This is a genomic window from Paenibacillus sp. JCM 10914 (assembly GCF_001315105.1).
GTDB lineage: Bacteria > Bacillota > Bacilli > Paenibacillales > Paenibacillaceae > Paenibacillus_AQ.
Genome location: NZ_BAZR01000007.1, coordinates 56,517 through 73,543 on the forward strand (window position 1 = coordinate 56,517; position 17,027 = coordinate 73,543).

A 17,027-nucleotide genomic window follows, 5' to 3' on the forward strand; every position below is an offset into this window, starting at 1 on the left:
ATGTTGTCTATTATATAAATAGATTAAATTTATATTTATCTATAATAAATTGTTTTTGAATAAATCACAAACGAAAAGAGGATTAGCAATGAAAACACCTGCTTCCACCCATCATAAACCCGTTATTGTCTCGAACAACTATGAGGAAGTAGACGGACGATTCGCCGGCAACGCAGATACAACAGCACTGTCATTGGGGCTGACACGCGGCAACGTTGAAGAGAAGGCCCGTGTCTCCGCCAAAATATGGAGTGGGGAAGAGGGATCTTGTTCCGGGGAGGCAGAGATGCCTCTCCATCGCATTCTGGATTTGTCCATTCTCATATGCAGTGCGCTGACTCATTTTAGTGAAGCCTATAGATTCGATCATTTATATGACCCGCAGAATCCGGTGATCGACCGGATTGGACTGCAAGGGAGTGCGATGACGGTGGCCGTGTGTACGGATCATGACGAGATTAATGAGGATATTAAGCATTTCAACGCAGCCTTGAATGATGACGGTGAGGTGATTGGCGAACGTCTGCGTACCTTAACCAGGATGTTAACGGAAATGGGGTATTAAACGAAGCCGACTACCTTGGAAGTTATAGAAAATTTGGAGGTGAGAGGTCGTGAAACACCAGAACGACCATGAACAATATGTGCTTTCTCCTGCCAGAGCGTTGACGGACGATGAGATCGACCTTATCTGGAAAAAACCTGTAACACACGCATCAAGCGAAGCAGAAACGAGAATCAGTCAAGAAATCAAGCGAAATTGGGACCGCGGGGAATTGAAAATTGCCAACGTTTTGCTGGAAGGGGATGCAGGCTCCGGAAAGACACAACTCGCTAAAGCATTGTCAGCGAACTTCAAGCTTCCTTACACCAAGGTAACCTGTTTTGCGGATATGGATAAAACCGATATCATCGGGGCCATTCTGCCCGTGATTTCAATGGATGGGATAAAGCATATGGAAGCTGCAGACCAAACCGCTTTGAGAGCATTATATGAAAGCGACGGCTTTCGTAGCTCGACTTCGATATTAATGGAAGCACTGGAGATATCGCAGGAAATGGCATCCGCTAAGATGAAACAACTACTGAAGCAGGCTACAGATCATGTCGAGGATGGTGTTGTAGAGTATCGGTTCTACCCGTCTGAGATTGTTAGAGCCTTTCGTAATGGTTATCTGCTCGAAATACAAGAACCGAACGTCATTCGTGATGCTGCCGTATTGATGGCGCTGAATTCTGCATTAGAACTGGAGGGTAGCCTGAATCTGCCAACAGAAATCGTGCACAGGCATCCGGATTTCATTGTGATTATTACGGCAAACCGCAGTTATGCAGGTTCTAGGCCGCTGAATGAGGCGCTCCGTGACAGGATTCAACATTCGGAAAAAATGGATCTGCCGACCAAAGAGGTTATGATCGAGCGGGCAGCGGCAAAAACCGGGTACCAGGATTATGAATTGCTGGATGCTCTGGCCAATATGATCATGATCTTGGACAAAACAGCTCGAGCCAATGCTATTAAAGGCGTGGCCGGCATGCGCTCTTATTTCTATTGGGTAGATGCCGTTGCAAGCGGCACTTCGCCGCGAGAATCGCTATACCACAAGGTTATCTACAAGATCACAACCGACTCGGAAGAAATCAAGATCCTCGAAGCTGCCCTGGATGAGCAGGGTTTCTTGGGGCGTTTAGATGAATTGCAAATGAAGTTAAAAAAAAACGAAACGTAGAGGCGCTGGAGATTCAAACTTGGGAAACCAACCAAGACATAGATTTGAAACAAGATGAGCAGCATGAGGAAGAAGGCATCTTGTTAAAAAAATCCGCTGAAAGCGAAGGCAGTTCAACCGATTATTCTGATGAGTCAACGCATATGGAGAGTACGGATTCAGGCGAGGACGGATCGCCAAGATATCATACGTCTAATCCTGAACCCATGTCAGAGGAGGAGCGACAGAGGGAACGTGACTTTCGCAAAAAGCTGAATCGGACATCAAGGGAATTGGTATCCGATTCTATTCATCAGGGAGTTAAACTGATTGTTCACCGTCCTGACTATGATTCGAACAACCAGGAGGAATATTTCCGTTTGTGCCAGGGGCTCATGCCCGTTGTAAGGGAAATCGCCAGAAAAACGCTGCCGTTGTTGGAACATGAGGACGTTGCTGAGTTTGCAAGGAACCAATATTATGGGTCTAAATTTCAAGCCGACGGCGTTGCTTATCGTGACTTTAGGTATTTTGCCAAGAAACGCCCCCCGACGGAATCGCCCGCTCTGGTGGTTGGCTTACGAGTGGATGAGTCCGCATCAATGGCGGCTTTCGGAAGATTGGATGCGGCCAAGCGCGCGGTCATTGCGGTATATGAATTTTGCCAAATTTGCAATATTCCAATTCTGATCTACGGTGATACCGCGGATGCTTCCCGATTGGAACAAATGTCTGTATTTGCGTATGCGGACTATGACAAACCGGATATTCGCGATCGGTTCCGGTTGATGGGGATTCGTGCCAGAAGCAACAATCGAGATGGCATGGCCTTGCGAATAATGGCGGAACGGTTAGCAGCTTCACCGCAGCAGACAAAGCTGTTGATTAGCTTAAGTGACGGGCAGCCCAAGGCAATGGACGATTACACCGGACCGTACGCAATTCAAGACATGCGACAGACCATAGCGCAATACGAGCGAAAAGAAGTGAGATTCTTGGCAGCAGCCATCGGTCAAGACAAGGATGTCATTAGTCAGATTTATGGATCCGAGAGATTCTTAGATATAACCAATCTGAATGAACTGCCTGCGAAGTTAGTCCAGATTATTTCTCGATATGTAGGATCGTAGTGTTACAATAATCGAACCGCCTCCTAACTTAAGGGAGGCGGTTTGATCATGTATGGATTGTCGTTTTATCGAATTGTATGTATCTTTTATAATAAGAAAACGTTAATATTATAACGAATCAGGAAGACAATTTCATAATTCTATCTTGATAATGACAATCATTATCATTTAGAATGAAAATAGTATTGTAATTTATTGTGTCTATGATTCAATACAATATAGATGCCTTTAGGAAGGAGCGTAACAACACGGCGTCAATTCATCATCGCTAGGAAAATGAACGTTTAGGAGAGAGAAAAAGAATGCTTAGAAGGTTTTTCTCGTATTATCGACCGCATCGAAGATTATTTATTATTGATTTTACTTGCGCCGTCTTCGTCGCAATCCTGGAATTGGCGTTCCCGGTGGCAGTACAATCCTTTATAGATAAGCTCTTGCCAACCGGGAACTGGTCGATGATCATCACGGTCAGTATCAGTCTGCTGCTCTTTTACATAATAAGCTCGTTTATGCAATATGTCGTCAATTACTGGGGGCATAAGTTGGGGATTAATATTGAGACCGATATGAGACAAGAGTTATTTCAGCAGTACCAGCGTCAATCCTTCAAGTTCTATAACGATCGCAAAACAGGGCATCTCATGAGCCGGATTACGAACGATCTGATGGATATCGGGGAATTGGCGCATCATGGTCCGGAGGATTTATTCATTGCCATCATGACGTTCTTCGGTTCTTTCTTCATCATGCTGCAGATCAATGTTCAATTAGCCCTGATCTCGATCTTCATCTTCCCGTTCTTGTTATTATTGATCCTGTTCACGAACGTAAGGATGAATAAAGCGTGGAAGAGGATGTATGCCGAAGTGGCGGAAGTCAACGCGCGCGTGGAAGATAGCGTATCCGGCGTTCGCGTGGTTCAATCTTTTACGAATGAAAAGCACGAGGTTTCACTGTTCACCAAAAACAATCTCAAGTTCAGATCGGCCAAGCTTCAAGGATATAAGGTTATGTCATTCAGCCTCTCCGGCATTTACATCCTTACACGCTTGATAACGTTACTGGTACTGATCTATGGCGCGTGGATGGTATACCAAGGTGTTCTTACGAATGGAGAATTGGTCGCTTTCATCCTGTACGTCAATCTTCTCTTCAAGCCGGTCGATAAAATTGCGGCGCTGATGGAGATGTATCCAAAAGGAATGGCCGGCTTCAAACGCTTTACGGAAATGATGGACCTTGATCCGGATGTACAGAACGTGAAAAATGCGAAGGCTGTTTCGAACCTGAAGGGTGACATCCGTTTCCATGACGTCAGTTTCGGTTACACTGATAAACAGAACGTGCTGAATTCGATATCTTTTGACATAAAAGCAGGTGAAACCGTAGCCTTCGTCGGACCATCCGGCGCAGGAAAAACCACGATCTCACAGCTGATTCCGAGATTCTATGACGTGACCGGCGGAAGCCTGACCATCGATGGGATCGATGTGCGTGAGATGACTAAAGAATCACTGCGTTCACAGATTGGCATCGTACAGCAGGACGTCTTCTTGTTTACCGGTACGCTAAGGGAGAATATTGCATATGGCAAGCTAACGGCAACGGAAGAAGAGATTCTGGAGGCTGCGCATAAAGCGAACTTAACCGAGCTGATTAAGCAACTTCCGGAGGGGCTAGATACCCAGATCGGGGAGAGAGGTCTGAAATTGTCAGGCGGGCAGAAGCAGAGAATATCGATCGCCCGAACCTTCTTGAAGAATCCAACGATCTTGATTCTGGACGAAGCGACTTCTGCACTGGATACCGAGACGGAGATGATCATTCAAGAGGCGTTGTCTAAACTGGCAGTTAATCGGACAACGATTGTGATTGCCCATCGTTTATCCACGATTAAGAAAGCTGATCGGATCTATGTCGTAACGAACGAAGGCATCGCAGAAGAAGGCAATCATCAAGAATTAATCAATCAGGATGGCATCTTCGCCAGACTGCATGCTGCGCAATTTCATTAATGGTTAGCTGAGCACCAGCAAATATTAGAGGCAGTCGATGAAGTTAATCGGCTGTCTTTTTTGATGAATCACTTATGGAAAGTTGATTTTAGACCCAATATATATTAACCTTAATATAATGATCGTTATATCTAAAGGATGTGAGTATAAGTGAGTAAAAAGCGAGAGTTGCTACTTGAAAAATCAGAGAGCCTATTTGATAAACATGGATTTCACACGGTAGGACTGAAGCAAATCATCGAAGAATCAGGTATCGCTCTTATGACGCTATACAACCATTTTGATTCTAAAGAGAGCTTGATCTTAGAAGTATTAAAAAGGAGGGAAGCAAGGTACTTCCATTCATTAGACTGTTCGATAGACAGAAATAATCTTTCTGCGCTAGCATTATCAGATGCTCATATGGATTGGATACGTTCAAATGGTTCAAATGGTTGTATGTTTCTAAGAGCTAAAGAAGAATATTCTATAAATGAGTCTGCTAACATGGAGATTGTTGGTTTCGCAGAACAACATAAAAACCGTTTAATGAAAACCTTCCATGAGAAAGGATTAAATAAAAAAGAAGCCCTTCGACTCGTGCTTCTATTCGAAGGAGCTACCGCGTTGGCTGAAGTATTTGAAGTGGAGACAGTAGCTGAAGAACTAGCTTACTCGGTCAAGAAATTATTTTCTTAGGAAGGGGAACCCTTCTTTTTTTTTGAAATAAAATGTAGTGAACGTTCTATCTAATTATGAACTTATATTATATATGGGGTGATCGAGGTGTGGAAATTCGTTGTTCCGGGTTTGGCGATGGTTGCGGTAACCTATGCGCTAGCTCGTCTAAGTTTCGGGTTATTTCTTCCCGATATTTCAATTTCGTTAGGATTAAGCGAGAGCGATGGCGGGTTTGTAGGGTCTGCTGCCTACGTTTCATACTCAATAGCTTTGCTTATTTCGTCGTCTTTAATTAAGAAGTTAGGGTATCATAAAGTTATTATGATTGCTGGATTAACAGCAGTTGTCGGATTAGTAGGCATCGCCGCTGCACATTCCTTTTGGCACCTATTACTTAGCATGTTTGTGGCAGGCTTAGGTAGTGGTTTAGTCTCCCCAGCTTTAAGCCAAATGGCGCAACATACCTTGTCTAAAAAAGAGCTTGATCAAGGAAATACATGGATAAATAGTGGCACAAGTTTTGGGGTCATTTTAACAGGTCCCATTGTGTTACTATTCACAGAACATTGGCGGCTATCATATATCCTTTTTGCATTATAGCTATTATCGTATTGATTTGGAATTATTTGTCCGTGCCATCTATCCATGTACAGAAACTAGTTGAGAATTCAGAGTCGAATTGGTTATCCGTTTTATATAAAGCGAAGTTCTTACTAACAGCATCTTTGGTCATTGGAATTTGTTCATCGATTTATTGGACATTCTCAAGGAGTTATATTACCTCGGTGCATAACATGACTACAGATCAGAGTGTTGTATTCTGGATTATAATGGGGGTAGCAGGTGTTGCAGGTGGGGTAGCAGGAGGATTCATTCAAAAAGTCGGTTTAGCATGGTCATATCGAGTGCTTCTGTTCTTCATGCTAATCTCCATTGTTCTCTTGACGGTTCCAGCTACTATGACGGTCTATATTTCCGCTGGGTTATTTGGTAGTATGTATATCTTCCTTACGGGTTTATTTATAGTCTGGTCTACAAGAATATTTAGTGATTTACCCGCTCTCGGTGTCAGCTTGTCGTTTTTGGCTTTGGGAATCGGTCAGTCGTTAGGCTCTTTATTTGCTGGAAAAACGATAGAGCTGACAACATACCCTTTTAGTTTTGGTTTGTTCGCAGGATTGGGACTGATTGGATTGCTTGTTCCTACCCCAATTGCTGAAAGTTCCCCACAACGAGGGCATAATCGTTAGTTGACACGACACTAAATGGTGTCATATAATCAATTCGTCACTAAATGGTGTCGGATTACTTGTGTTATGTGTTTGATTAAATGTTCGAAGATACCGTCTGATGGTGATAACTATCCCGGAATATTAATCAATAGGAGAGGGTGTTGTGAGAGAGAACAGTCCAGCCCGCGACGTCTTTGACGCCATCGCTGATCCAACAAGACGCCAGCTGATTTACCTGTTATCCGAAGCAGAGGAACTGCCACTTCATGAATTGACCTCGCAGTTCGATATGGGCCGGACCGCGGTATCCAAGCATCTGACGATCTTGAAAGAGGCGGATCTGGTGCATGACCGCAAAGTTGGCCGAGAAACCAGATTCAAATTGAACGCTGTACCGCTCAGGGAGATACAAGATTGGGTGTCATTCTACAGCAAGTACTGGAACATGAATATGATGCGTTTAAGCCAACTATTGGAGGAGGAAGAAGAATGAATGAAGTATTAACTATGGATTTTCAGTTCGCCACAACCATCGAGAAGCTTTGGGTTTCGGTAACGGATTCGAGCAAGCTCGCCAAGTGGATCGCGGACAATGATTTCAAGCCTGTTGTAGGTCATCGCTTTCAGTTTCGCCATGAGCCTTCCGAGTATTGGGACGGCATTGTTGAAGGTGAAGTCGTTCTCGTAGATGAACCTAACCAAGTCTCGTATACCTGGTCTACCGGCGATGAGCGGCATATCGTGACGTTAACGCTAAAAGATCTCGGCAATGGTCAGGTCAACCTACATCTGGATCAGAGTGGATTCTCGAACGTTCATGGGCTCGAGGGAGCCAGATATGGCTGGAGCGCATGGATCGAAGATTTGAAGAATGAACTTGAGCAATAATGGCTGCATGACCACTATATCGATAGCAAAAGGAGATCGGCATGAGCGAATTCAATCAGGAGTACATCGTACTCTCAGGAGCCAGAGAAAATAATCTGAAAAACGTATCCCTGCGCATTCCCAAGCGGAAAATCACGATTTTTACCGGGGTATCCGGTTCCGGCAAGTCCTCGATCGTCTTCGATACAATCGCGGCAGAATCGACGCGTTTGCTGAATGAGAATTTCAGCATGTTTGTACGCACATTCCTGCCCCGTGTTCCACAGCCGGACACGGATGCGATCGAGAACTTGAGCATGGCAGTTATTGTGGATCAGAAGCGACTGGGTGGCGGTTCACATTCCACTATGGGTACGATTACCGATATATCCCCCATTCTCCGGCTGCTCTTCTCCCGAGTAGGTCAACCCTATGTTGGGGGAGTAAACATGTTCTCCTTCAACGATCCCCAAGGCATGTGTCCCGAATGTAACGGAATCGGTCGCAAATTAGGCGTGGATATGAGCAAGGCGCTTGATATGTCCAAATCGCTGAATGAAGGGGCCATCTTGCTGCCGGACTATGGCGTTAACGGTTGGGAATGGAACATGATTGTACAATCTGGCGACTTCGATCTTACTAAGAAACTAAGCGATTTTTCGGATGAAGAACTAGATGAACTCTTGTATGCCAAGGCCAGGAAGGTGAAGATGGATTTCGCCGGTAAGGCAACGAATATTACGGTGGAGGGAGTCCTCGAGAAGTTCTCCAACAAATACATTAAGCAGGATTTGAAGGCGAAATCCGAGCGGACACAAAAGGCGGTTATGCCTTATATCACCGAGGGTCCATGCTCCAGTTGTCGCGGTGCAAGACTCAATTCGGCTGCTCTAAGCTGCAGGATCAATGGTTATAACATTGCAGAATTATCCTCCATGGAGGTCGGACAACTGATTCGCGTCATACGAGAGATGGACGACGAGGTCGCCGCACCGGTGGTTAAATCGTTGAGTGAGCGGTTGCAGCACCTGGTAGATATCGGACTTGACTATTTGACTCTGGACCGTGAGACGGATACATTATCCGGCGGCGAGTCGCAGCGCGTCAAGATGGTGAAACACTTAAGCGGCAGTCTGGTTGATGTTACTTACATCTTTGATGAGCCCAGCGTGGGTTTGCATCCGCGCGATGTGCACCGGTTGAACGAATTACTCGTGAAGCTGCGGGACAAAGGCAATACCGTGATTGTCGTCGAGCATGATCCGGACGTGATCAAGATCGCGGACTATATCGTTGACGTCGGACCTCATGCGGGCAGTCGCGGCGGCACTATCGTGTATGACGGGAGCTATTCTGGGCTGCTGGAATCGGGCACTCTAACAGGTACTCACATGAAGCGACCGCTCAGCATGAAGGAGAACGTGAGGCCATCTTCCGGCCAACTCTCCATTCAGAATGCTTCATTGCACAACTTGCAGAACGTGAGCGTCGATATTCCGACCGGCGTGCTCACAGTCGTTACGGGTGTCGCCGGTTCAGGTAAAAGCACGCTGATCAATGAAATATTTCTCAGCCAGCATACGGATGCAATCGTGATCGACCAATCGGCCGTAGGCGTTTCGACACGCTCGAATCCCGCGACGTATACAGGCATTATGGATGATGTACGCAAAGCGTTCGCATCCGCAAACAAAGTAAGTCCAGGCTTATTCAGCTTCAACTCCAAGGGAGCATGTGAGAACTGCCAAGGCCTGGGAGTTGTGTATACGGACCTATCTTTTCTTGACAGCGTAAAGCTTCCGTGCGATGTATGCGGCGGGAAGCGGTTCAAGGAAGAGGTGCTGGAGTACAAGCTGAACGGGAAGTCGATCGCTGAAGTGCTGGAGATGACAGTTGAGCAGGCCTTGGAATTCTTTGAGCTCAAAGAGGTGGTGCGCAAGCTCCAGGCGATGAGTGATGTAGGACTGAACTATATTACACTTGGTCAGCCGCTTAGCACGTTGTCGGGCGGGGAATGCCAACGCATTAAGCTCGCAAGCGAGCTGCATAAGAAGGGCAGTATCTACGTCATGGACGAGCCAACGACCGGGCTGCATATGTCAGACATTGGTCATCTTCTGGAGATCATGAACCGCCTCGTGGATGCCGGCAATACGGTCATCGTCATTGAGCACAATCTGGATGTAATCAGTCAAGCCGATTGGATCATCGATATGGGGCCGGATGGAGGCAGCAAGGGTGGACAGGTGGTGTACGAAGGAACTCCTTCGCAAATCAGCGATGCAGAGCAGTCGATTACGGGCAGATACTTAAGCTAAAGGAGAAAAGGATATGAGTTTCTTTAAAGATATGATCTCCGTGTTCCGAAAGCGTGAATTGACCTTGATCGAAAGCAGTCGTGAGGCTGAAGACGTTCATACTTTCGTATTTACAAAGGATAAGGATCTAACGTGGACGGCGGGACAATATGGTCTGTTCACCATTACGCATAAGAAAATTAAAAATCCGACAAAGCCCTTCAGCATAGCCTCTGCTCCAACGGAGGATGTTGTCAAAATAACGACGCGCATTAGCGATAACCCCAGTGAGTTCAAGCAAGCCATGCTGGAATTGCAGCCCGGAATGAAGATCAAGATGGGCGGTCCGGTAGGGACTTTCCAATTAGAGGAAGGAACTCCTTCGCTCCTTGTAGCCGCAGGTATCGGCATTACGCCTTTCCGTTCGATCTTGAAAGAACTGGCGGCATCAGGAAAACAAGCAGGAAATCCCACTCGCTTACTCTATCTGGACAGCAAACCATCATATCTCTTTCAAGATGAGCTGAATGCTATAGCTAGGCCTGCTTCCATCCAAATAGATTTTCTAAGTTCGCGCGAAGAACTTGAGCAGGAGATGGTTAAGTTCATCACGCAACATAAAGACCAAGGCAAGTACTTTATTGCGGGTCCGAAATCCATGGTCGAGTCTATAACGACTTTACTGCAAAACCATAACATTTCCAAAAAAAATATCAAAAAGGATGCTTTTTTTGGATTGTAGAGGAGCATCGAACTAAGCGGAGTGGCCAGACTCGTCTCTGGCCGGCATAGAATGGACAAAGGGTGACTTCAATCGAAGTCACCCTTTTCTGAATGCATTTTAATATTATTGAGAGCTGCGCTCGCGCAGCAGTTTCCAGCGCTTGTACTGATAATAGATCGTACAGCCAACGCAGTAGCCCAGTACGGCTGCAATAGCCGCGGCGGCCACCATAGCGGAGGCAGCGTAAGCCCACACATGCCAACCGAGTAAATAGGCTATAGAAGATATGCCAAGCAAGATGACTGCAATTGATTGGTTGAAACGGGCCAGCTCTGCAGCTTGACCATCTGATTTAGCCAACCTTGCTTTGCCGATGAGAGGCTTTGCCAATAGAACGAACACATTTGCTTTGGTCCCAACCAACAAAGGAATGAATTGAATTAAGAATAATAGATAAATGAACAAAGGCTGTTGGAATATGAATGACAGCAGAACGAATAGCACGATGCCGATTTGATTCGCTTTTATGAGTGGAAGTGGTATTTCTTTCACCAGGACACCTCGTCTCCCCGAAGTATGGGCTTAATTACAATTAAACACACTAGTTTACTTTGATTAGAATGTAGCATGGCTCTCATCGGTTGTCAATCCTGGCCTTAACAAGGATTTCTAAAAAAAATATAGAAATTAATCAAATCATTGTTCAGAATCAATCAGGCTGTGGCATCAATCCTTATGAAGGCAGATGAAGACATTGGAGGCGGGTATGGGGATACCAGGATCAGAAGACAGGAGAAGTGTACATAGAGGGGAAGCTGAAGAACGTGATCGTTCCCTTGTCGAACGGGCTCAGCAAGGAGACACGGAGGCATTCGGAGAGTTGATCGAACAGCACCGCGAGAGAGCAAGAAAGTGGGCCAAGCGGATAACCGGCGATCCGCATATGGCTGACGATGTAGTACAGGATGCGCTCATTCGAGCCTTTCTCCACGTGGGCACTCTCACCGATACAAGTCGCTTTCTCCCGTGGCTGCACCGTATCATACGTAACCAGGCGAACATGCGTCTGCGGAGAGGTGGTCCGTATAAACGGGAGCAGCCGTTTGCCACCTATCAATTGTCGGGTGAAGATTCGACAACGGTCGATTGGGACGATCTGGACAGCGTTCTTTACCACCTCAGTCGCTCGGCAGCGGATGCAGCCGCGAACGATCAAGACCCTGCGGAACATTTGCTGCGCAAGGAACTATTCGAAACCGTTCATGCGATTCTGCACTGCTTGACGCGCAAGGAACGTGGCATATTCGAAGCTTACTTTTTCCGGCAGCTGAATCCTGAGGAAATCGCCGACATGTACCGGATGACGACCGGCTCGATCCATACCTATATCTACCGTTCCCGTCAGAAGCTTCGCCAGGAGCATATCCGGGTCTCTCTAGGCCTACCAACAGAGAAGGAGAGAAGCTCCTTGATCAAGAGCAAGGTATTGGATTTACCGGAATGGCCATCTCATGCTCAGGCACGACTTAGTTTCATTGATCGTATCGGTCACATGCTCGCAGCGATGGATGATCGCCGCCCAACGGGAGAGCTGATGGGCGTATCCGGTTTTGCTTTTCGGATGCATATATCCAATAAAACAACTTACGCCGACGGAATATACATTTTTGATTGGCGGGAGACGTTTCAGTCATTCATGCGAGAATTGGGATATGAAACATCCCTCTTATGCGGACAACTGTCAGGATCACCAGTGCCGCTGCTAGGCGTGGTCGAACGGTTTCCTGTGGTGCTGCCGATCGAGGAGGCGGTGATTCCCTTTATTCGCAAATATATCGATCTAGGCAGACCTTTGCTTTATTTCGATACGATGGCATTACGACCGTATGTCCATGAATGGTCCCTGATCTATGGTTATGATGATGAGCAGAGAATCGTTTATCTGACCGATATGATGCGCCCAGAAGGCAAAACGCTGTCTTATGAGGACATCACGGAGAATCCCGTACGATTCTTGGCAGCAATGGACGGCAAGCTGGATCAAGACCATATCGCGAGCTCAGCAGTACATCACCAGAAAGAGCGCTTAAGACGACAAGCCTTGAAATCGATTCATGATGCCGTCACATTCGCCAGAACCGGCAGCGAATATCGTCCGATGACCAGCTATTTATCTTATTCGTCGGGTCTGGCGGCTTATGACCGTTGGATTCAGTATTTGCGCTTTGGTCCCGAAATTCCTCCGAATCGCTATGGAATGGGGCAGTTGGCTTATGTATATGAAGAAACGAGACGATATGCAGCTTCTTATCTGCGGTCTGTTCCACTCGAAGGGGAAGCGATGCGGCTGACGCTGCTAGCTGCAGAAGCGTATGAGCAAGCGGCCGAGGCACTGGCCGATTGAGCGTCATCGTTCCTTTTGAACGATCACTGGCGATGCTGCCGCCGGCATTATGTGCTGCAAGTGCAGTGCAACTAGAGGCAGCAAAGGAATTTGAAGCTGCTGCAATCGGTTATTTGGAGCAAGCCATAATGAATCTAAAGGAGAAATGAACAAGATGACGGAAATCAGATTTCTCACAGAATTTCAGCATTTGCATAACGTAATGGACGCGAAGACATCCTTCGAACGGGATAACCCTGGGGTTCACATCGTGATTGAACAGTCCACCGACCATTATGAATCACACCAGGCTTACAAATCCAGCGAAGCGCCTGATATCATCGAGTCGGGCGGCTGGTCGCTGTTTAATCATCCTGGAATGTTTGTCGATTTGTTGTCTTATGTGAACGAAGTTCCGGGACTAAAGGAAGATCTATACCCCGGCATTATGCGGGTCGCATGCAAGGATGGGAATTTGCCTGGACTGCCGGTAGATGTAGCGCTGCCTCTGATCATCTATAACAAAGAAATGTTCGATCAAGCAGGACTTGCATTCCCTACCGAAGACTGGACTTGGGACGAGATGATAGAACTTGCGAAGCGATTGACGATCCGCAATGAGCAGGGGGTAGCAAGTCAGTTCGGTTTTGGATTCGGCGTCGATATCGAAGAAATCGAACCGTTCGTTATGCGCAATGGTGGACGCTATCTATCGGCAGATGGATCAACGGCGAGGGGTTACGTTGATCAGCCAGCGGTAAGTGAGGCGTTCAGCAAGCTGATCGATGCTTACCGGGTTCATCGCGTCATTCCCAACCCGGGAGAGCCTTCCGAAGCAGGGGATCTGCATGAAGGGTTTGCGATGTCGTTCGGCTTCACTTGGTATGCAGGCAACCTGATTCAACACCAGCTCGATAGTAAATTCGGAGTCGTTGGCCTACCGAATATGCCAGGCGGCGAGTCGTCCAATATGATATACATGGGGGCGGCCGGCATAACTTCAAAATCGAAAAACCCCCGGTTAGCTTGGGAGTTTCTTCATCATTACATTCTACAGCGACCGTATGCATTCCATTCAGCTTGGACGTTGCCGATTAGCAGATCAATTGCGGAGCAAAGCGGTATGAGCAAGCATCGCATTTGGTCACGCTATGTACAAGAGCTGGATCATGTACATACCAGTGGCTTTTATATCAGTGAGAAGTGGAACTCCTCACGGCAGTTGATCAATGAGGACATCCGCCGGATGATCCTCGGAGGCGTCGATGTGGCGCAAATGTTAAAATCTTGGACACGGTATGCTTGACCGTATGTTATATCATTTGTTGCAATGAAATTGCACACCAATCCTCCTATTTTGCTAAAGCATCTACGCACTATTATTTTACTAGTGTTGTAGATGTTTTTTTTATTTCCTGAATAACGTCAAAAACCACCCGCGAATAGACCATATGGTTAGCATACAATATCCAACTGCAGATTATTGATAATCATTCTCATTGATCTTATAATTAGGTCTAAACCAAATCATGGATACGGGAGGATGATAACCGAATGTGGATTAAGGATCAAATGATGCTTTGGACATGCGCTTCCTTCCAAATTACAGATATTCGAAGCAGACGTCTACAGCCGGAGGAGCGGCTTGTTTATTGTGCGCCGGCGGAGCTTTTTGTTATATCAACCGCGGGAATGGCTCGCATTGAGTCGGAGGGAGTTAACCTTAATTCGAAGGAAGCGCCAGTTATTCATATATGCAAGGGTGCGAAGCTATGTATCGCCGAAGCGACGGCAGATTATGAATACTACCTAATCTTATACAAGGCAATGTTGCCGGACCCGCTTCCGAGCAGCCTTGACCAGCCAGAGCGAGCGCTTCGGCAATTTTATTCCTGCTATCCGATCCAAATCGAGGCGAAAGCACCGTATCGCAGAATGGTGATAGAGATGGAGGCCATGTGGAAGCGGGAACACCTGCTTTCTCGTTTGGAGGCGAAGCAGCAATTTTATGCATTCGTACATCTCCTTCTGGCCGAGATGCAGAGAAGAGAGGAGGCGGGAGGAGAGTTTATAGAAGATACGGTCGAGGCGGCATTGCAGCATATGGAAGACTGTTATGCCGAACCATGGACGCTCGCTTCGCTGGCCCAACGACTAGGTACGAACACGCGCAGGCTGCAACGAGGCTTCAATGCGCGCTTCGGCCATAGCCCGCTCGAGCACCTGATCGGAATCCGTCTCGCTAAGGCGAAGAAGTTGCTGGAAGATAGCGAACTTCCGATAGCCAATATTGCCGAAAGGGTCGGCTATCCCGACAGCTATTACTTCAGTAGGTTATTCAAAAAAAACACCGGCATGTCGCCGCGAGACTATAGAGTGTCACGCAAAAACATTCATCCAATAGCAGAGAAGAGCTGTCGGATTTCTCCAGCTTTGCCGTCGCATACGATCATTGTCCCGACGGGCGAGAGTAGTTATGATCAAAAGGGAGGCGTTTTACAAGATTTTCGTTCACTTGTGGCGCTGACCTTGATGTGTACCGGAGGGCTCGCCCATATCGACGGATCCATTCGAGTTCCCCATATGCGCGGAATGCTTGAGTTGGGTCGGATACCAGAGCGTATCGCTGTGCTCGACTATCAATACGTCGACCAATTATTGGCCCTCGGCGTCCAGCCGGTAGGCAGCGTTGTTAGCAGCGTTGAAGCGATTGGACTTCCACTCGATCTTGCCAGAACACTGCGCCGCATGGCTCGCTTGGGTACAAAAGAAGCGCCGGATTTGTTTACACTCTCGGCACTCAAACCGGACCTGATTCTCTGCACGTGCTTTCAGGAGCATTGCTATGAGAAGCTGTCCGCCATCGCCCCGACGATCATGCTGGATCGCAACGAAGATTGGCGACAGTCGCTGCTTCGGATCGGATCATTAATCGGAAAACAATACCGGGCGTTGAGTGTGCTCGATGCTTATGACGCCAAGCTGAATTCAATACGCAGCCGCCTTAAGACCGCTGGGGTTGCGCAGACGGTCGCGCTCATTCGGCCGCGAGACGGTCATATCCGCCTGCATAACGAAAGTCATCGAACGGCCCGCTTGTTGTACGATGACTTGGGTCTTGCCGCACCGGACCTTCCGGTAATAGATCAGGGTACAAGCTCGATGATCCCTCTGGATACGCTTCCGCAGTTAAAAGCGGACCGGTTGTTTGTGCTCACAGACGACACGAATCGGGAACAGACCCGAATGTATTTGCAAAGCGAAGCATGGAATAGCACCCGCGCCGTGCGCAACGGTCTGGTTCGCCATTTTCATACAGCCCTTTGGATCGGTTATTACGGCCCGCTTGGAATGAACAGAGTCATAGACCAGATCGCCGCGACATTATTGCCTATTTGACCGAATCGTCCTTAAAAATCTTATCCGGATGGTGAGTGACCTATGCCTGTGACTAAGATGCGTCTAACGGTCGGCTCCAGTGCGGATACTGAGAGCGTGCATGAAGAGCTGACCGAACTGCACAATATGATCATGAAGCGGATTATGCATATGAAGATCAGTGATTGCGTTCAGGTAACAATGGAATATGTGGCTGCAGAACCGGAATATCTTCCTGTGAATAAGGAAGCACCCGCTCATTGGCCAGCGGAAGCCAGTGAAGGGGTCGTCTTAAGCGGAAGGCAATTGGAAATTGCCGAAATGCTATGTCAGCATTACAGCATCAAACGAATAGCCAGTGAGCTGTATATTAGTGTCAATACGGTCAAAAAACATATGCAAAACATTAAGAAAGCTCTTAACCTGGAGCAAGCAGGAGGCGATTTCGTTTATCTGCTGTCAGAAAAGCTTGCGAGGAGGGGCTGAACCGCAAAATGTTTATGGTAGATTATCCGATCGGAGTACTCAAATAATACAACGGGATGATATCCGAGCTGACAAAGGCGTGTTATGATTTAGCTATCTAATTGATAATGATTATCATTAACAACTAGATAACTTATTCAGACTAA

17 protein-coding genes are annotated in these 17,027 nt (G+C 47.0%); 16 read left to right on the forward strand and 1 reads right to left on the reverse strand.

Going from position 1 to position 17,027, the window contains the following annotated elements; genetic code table 11:
- The first annotated feature begins 88 nt into the window (after positions 1 to 88).
- The 11 genes from JCM10914_RS11060 to JCM10914_RS11105 all read left to right on the forward strand — a co-directional run bounded on the left by JCM10914_RS11060 (position 89) and on the right by JCM10914_RS11105 (position 10,652).
- Positions 89 to 565, forward strand: a complete 477-nt coding sequence (locus JCM10914_RS11060) for a DUF6530 family protein (protein ID WP_023960757.1) — start codon at positions 89 to 91, stop codon at positions 563 to 565.
- Between the two features lie 49 nt (positions 566 to 614).
- Entirely contained in the window at positions 615 to 1,730 is a 1,116-nt protein-coding gene (locus JCM10914_RS11065; protein ID WP_023960759.1) for an AAA family ATPase, read from the forward strand.
- Between the two features lie 80 nt (positions 1,731 to 1,810).
- Positions 1,811 to 2,839 (forward strand): nitric oxide reductase activation protein NorD, encoded by a 1,029-nt coding sequence (locus tag JCM10914_RS11070; RefSeq protein ID WP_036717828.1) that lies wholly within the window; start codon positions 1,811 to 1,813, stop codon positions 2,837 to 2,839.
- 302 nt (positions 2,840 to 3,141) lie between these two features.
- Positions 3,142 to 4,854, forward strand: a complete 1,713-nt coding sequence (locus JCM10914_RS11075) for an ABC transporter ATP-binding protein (protein WP_023960763.1) — start codon at positions 3,142 to 3,144, stop codon at positions 4,852 to 4,854.
- A gap of 150 nt (positions 4,855 to 5,004) precedes the next feature.
- Positions 5,005 to 5,532 carry a TetR/AcrR family transcriptional regulator gene (locus JCM10914_RS11080; protein WP_023960765.1) on the forward strand — a complete coding sequence of 176 codons (528 nt, stop codon included), beginning with the start codon at positions 5,005 to 5,007 and terminating at the stop codon, positions 5,530 to 5,532.
- Positions 5,533 to 5,619: 87 nt separating this feature from the next.
- On the forward strand, positions 5,620 to 6,114 hold the full coding sequence (locus JCM10914_RS30105; RefSeq protein WP_231638613.1) for an MFS transporter: 495 nt from the start codon (positions 5,620 to 5,622) through the stop codon (positions 6,112 to 6,114).
- Between the two features lie 194 nt (positions 6,115 to 6,308).
- Positions 6,309 to 6,764, forward strand: coding sequence for a hypothetical protein (locus tag JCM10914_RS30110; RefSeq protein ID WP_231638614.1), 456 nt, complete (start codon positions 6,309 to 6,311; stop codon positions 6,762 to 6,764).
- 145 nt (positions 6,765 to 6,909) lie between these two features.
- Positions 6,910 to 7,239: a helix-turn-helix transcriptional regulator gene (locus JCM10914_RS11090; protein ID WP_023960769.1), complete on the forward strand. Its 330-nt coding sequence runs from the start codon at positions 6,910 to 6,912 to the stop codon at positions 7,237 to 7,239.
- Positions 7,236 to 7,634: an SRPBCC domain-containing protein gene (locus JCM10914_RS11095; protein ID WP_023960771.1), complete on the forward strand. Its 399-nt coding sequence runs from the start codon at positions 7,236 to 7,238 to the stop codon at positions 7,632 to 7,634. The genes JCM10914_RS11090 and JCM10914_RS11095 overlap by 4 nt, the downstream gene beginning before the upstream one ends.
- Positions 7,635 to 7,675: 41 nt before the next feature.
- Entirely contained in the window at positions 7,676 to 9,931 is a 2,256-nt protein-coding gene (locus JCM10914_RS11100; protein WP_023960773.1) for an excinuclease ABC subunit UvrA, read from the forward strand.
- 13 nt (positions 9,932 to 9,944) lie between these two features.
- Entirely contained in the window at positions 9,945 to 10,652 is a 708-nt protein-coding gene (locus JCM10914_RS11105) for an FAD-dependent oxidoreductase (RefSeq protein WP_023960775.1), read from the forward strand.
- 105 nt (positions 10,653 to 10,757) lie between these two features.
- On the opposite strand, the gene JCM10914_RS11110 is transcribed toward JCM10914_RS11105, so the two are convergent.
- Entirely contained in the window at positions 10,758 to 11,186 is a 429-nt protein-coding gene (locus JCM10914_RS11110) for a DUF4395 domain-containing protein (protein ID WP_023960777.1), read from the reverse strand.
- 214 nt (positions 11,187 to 11,400) lie between these two features.
- Between JCM10914_RS11110 and JCM10914_RS11115 the strand changes: the two genes are divergently transcribed.
- From JCM10914_RS11115 to JCM10914_RS11130, 5 genes are all read left to right on the forward strand, one after another.
- Positions 11,401 to 13,038: an RNA polymerase sigma factor gene (locus JCM10914_RS11115; RefSeq protein WP_036717781.1), complete on the forward strand. Its 1,638-nt coding sequence runs from the start codon at positions 11,401 to 11,403 to the stop codon at positions 13,036 to 13,038.
- The gene (locus JCM10914_RS28850) at positions 13,035 to 13,187 is read left to right on the forward strand and encodes a hypothetical protein (protein WP_156332315.1); all 153 of its coding nucleotides are present in this window, start codon (positions 13,035 to 13,037) and stop codon (positions 13,185 to 13,187) included. Before JCM10914_RS11115 ends, JCM10914_RS28850 begins: the two co-directional genes overlap by 4 nt.
- A 5-nt stretch (positions 13,188 to 13,192) precedes the next feature.
- A complete protein-coding gene (locus tag JCM10914_RS11120; RefSeq protein ID WP_023960781.1) occupies positions 13,193 to 14,323 on the forward strand; it encodes an extracellular solute-binding protein in 1,131 nt (376 codons plus the stop codon).
- Between the two features lie 248 nt (positions 14,324 to 14,571).
- Positions 14,572 to 16,416 (forward strand): AraC family transcriptional regulator, encoded by a 1,845-nt coding sequence (locus JCM10914_RS11125; RefSeq protein WP_023960783.1) that lies wholly within the window; start codon positions 14,572 to 14,574, stop codon positions 16,414 to 16,416.
- Positions 16,417 to 16,458: 42 nt separating this feature from the next.
- Positions 16,459 to 16,881: a response regulator transcription factor gene (locus JCM10914_RS11130; RefSeq protein ID WP_023960785.1), complete on the forward strand. Its 423-nt coding sequence runs from the start codon at positions 16,459 to 16,461 to the stop codon at positions 16,879 to 16,881.
- Positions 16,882 to 17,027 lie beyond the last annotated feature (146 nt).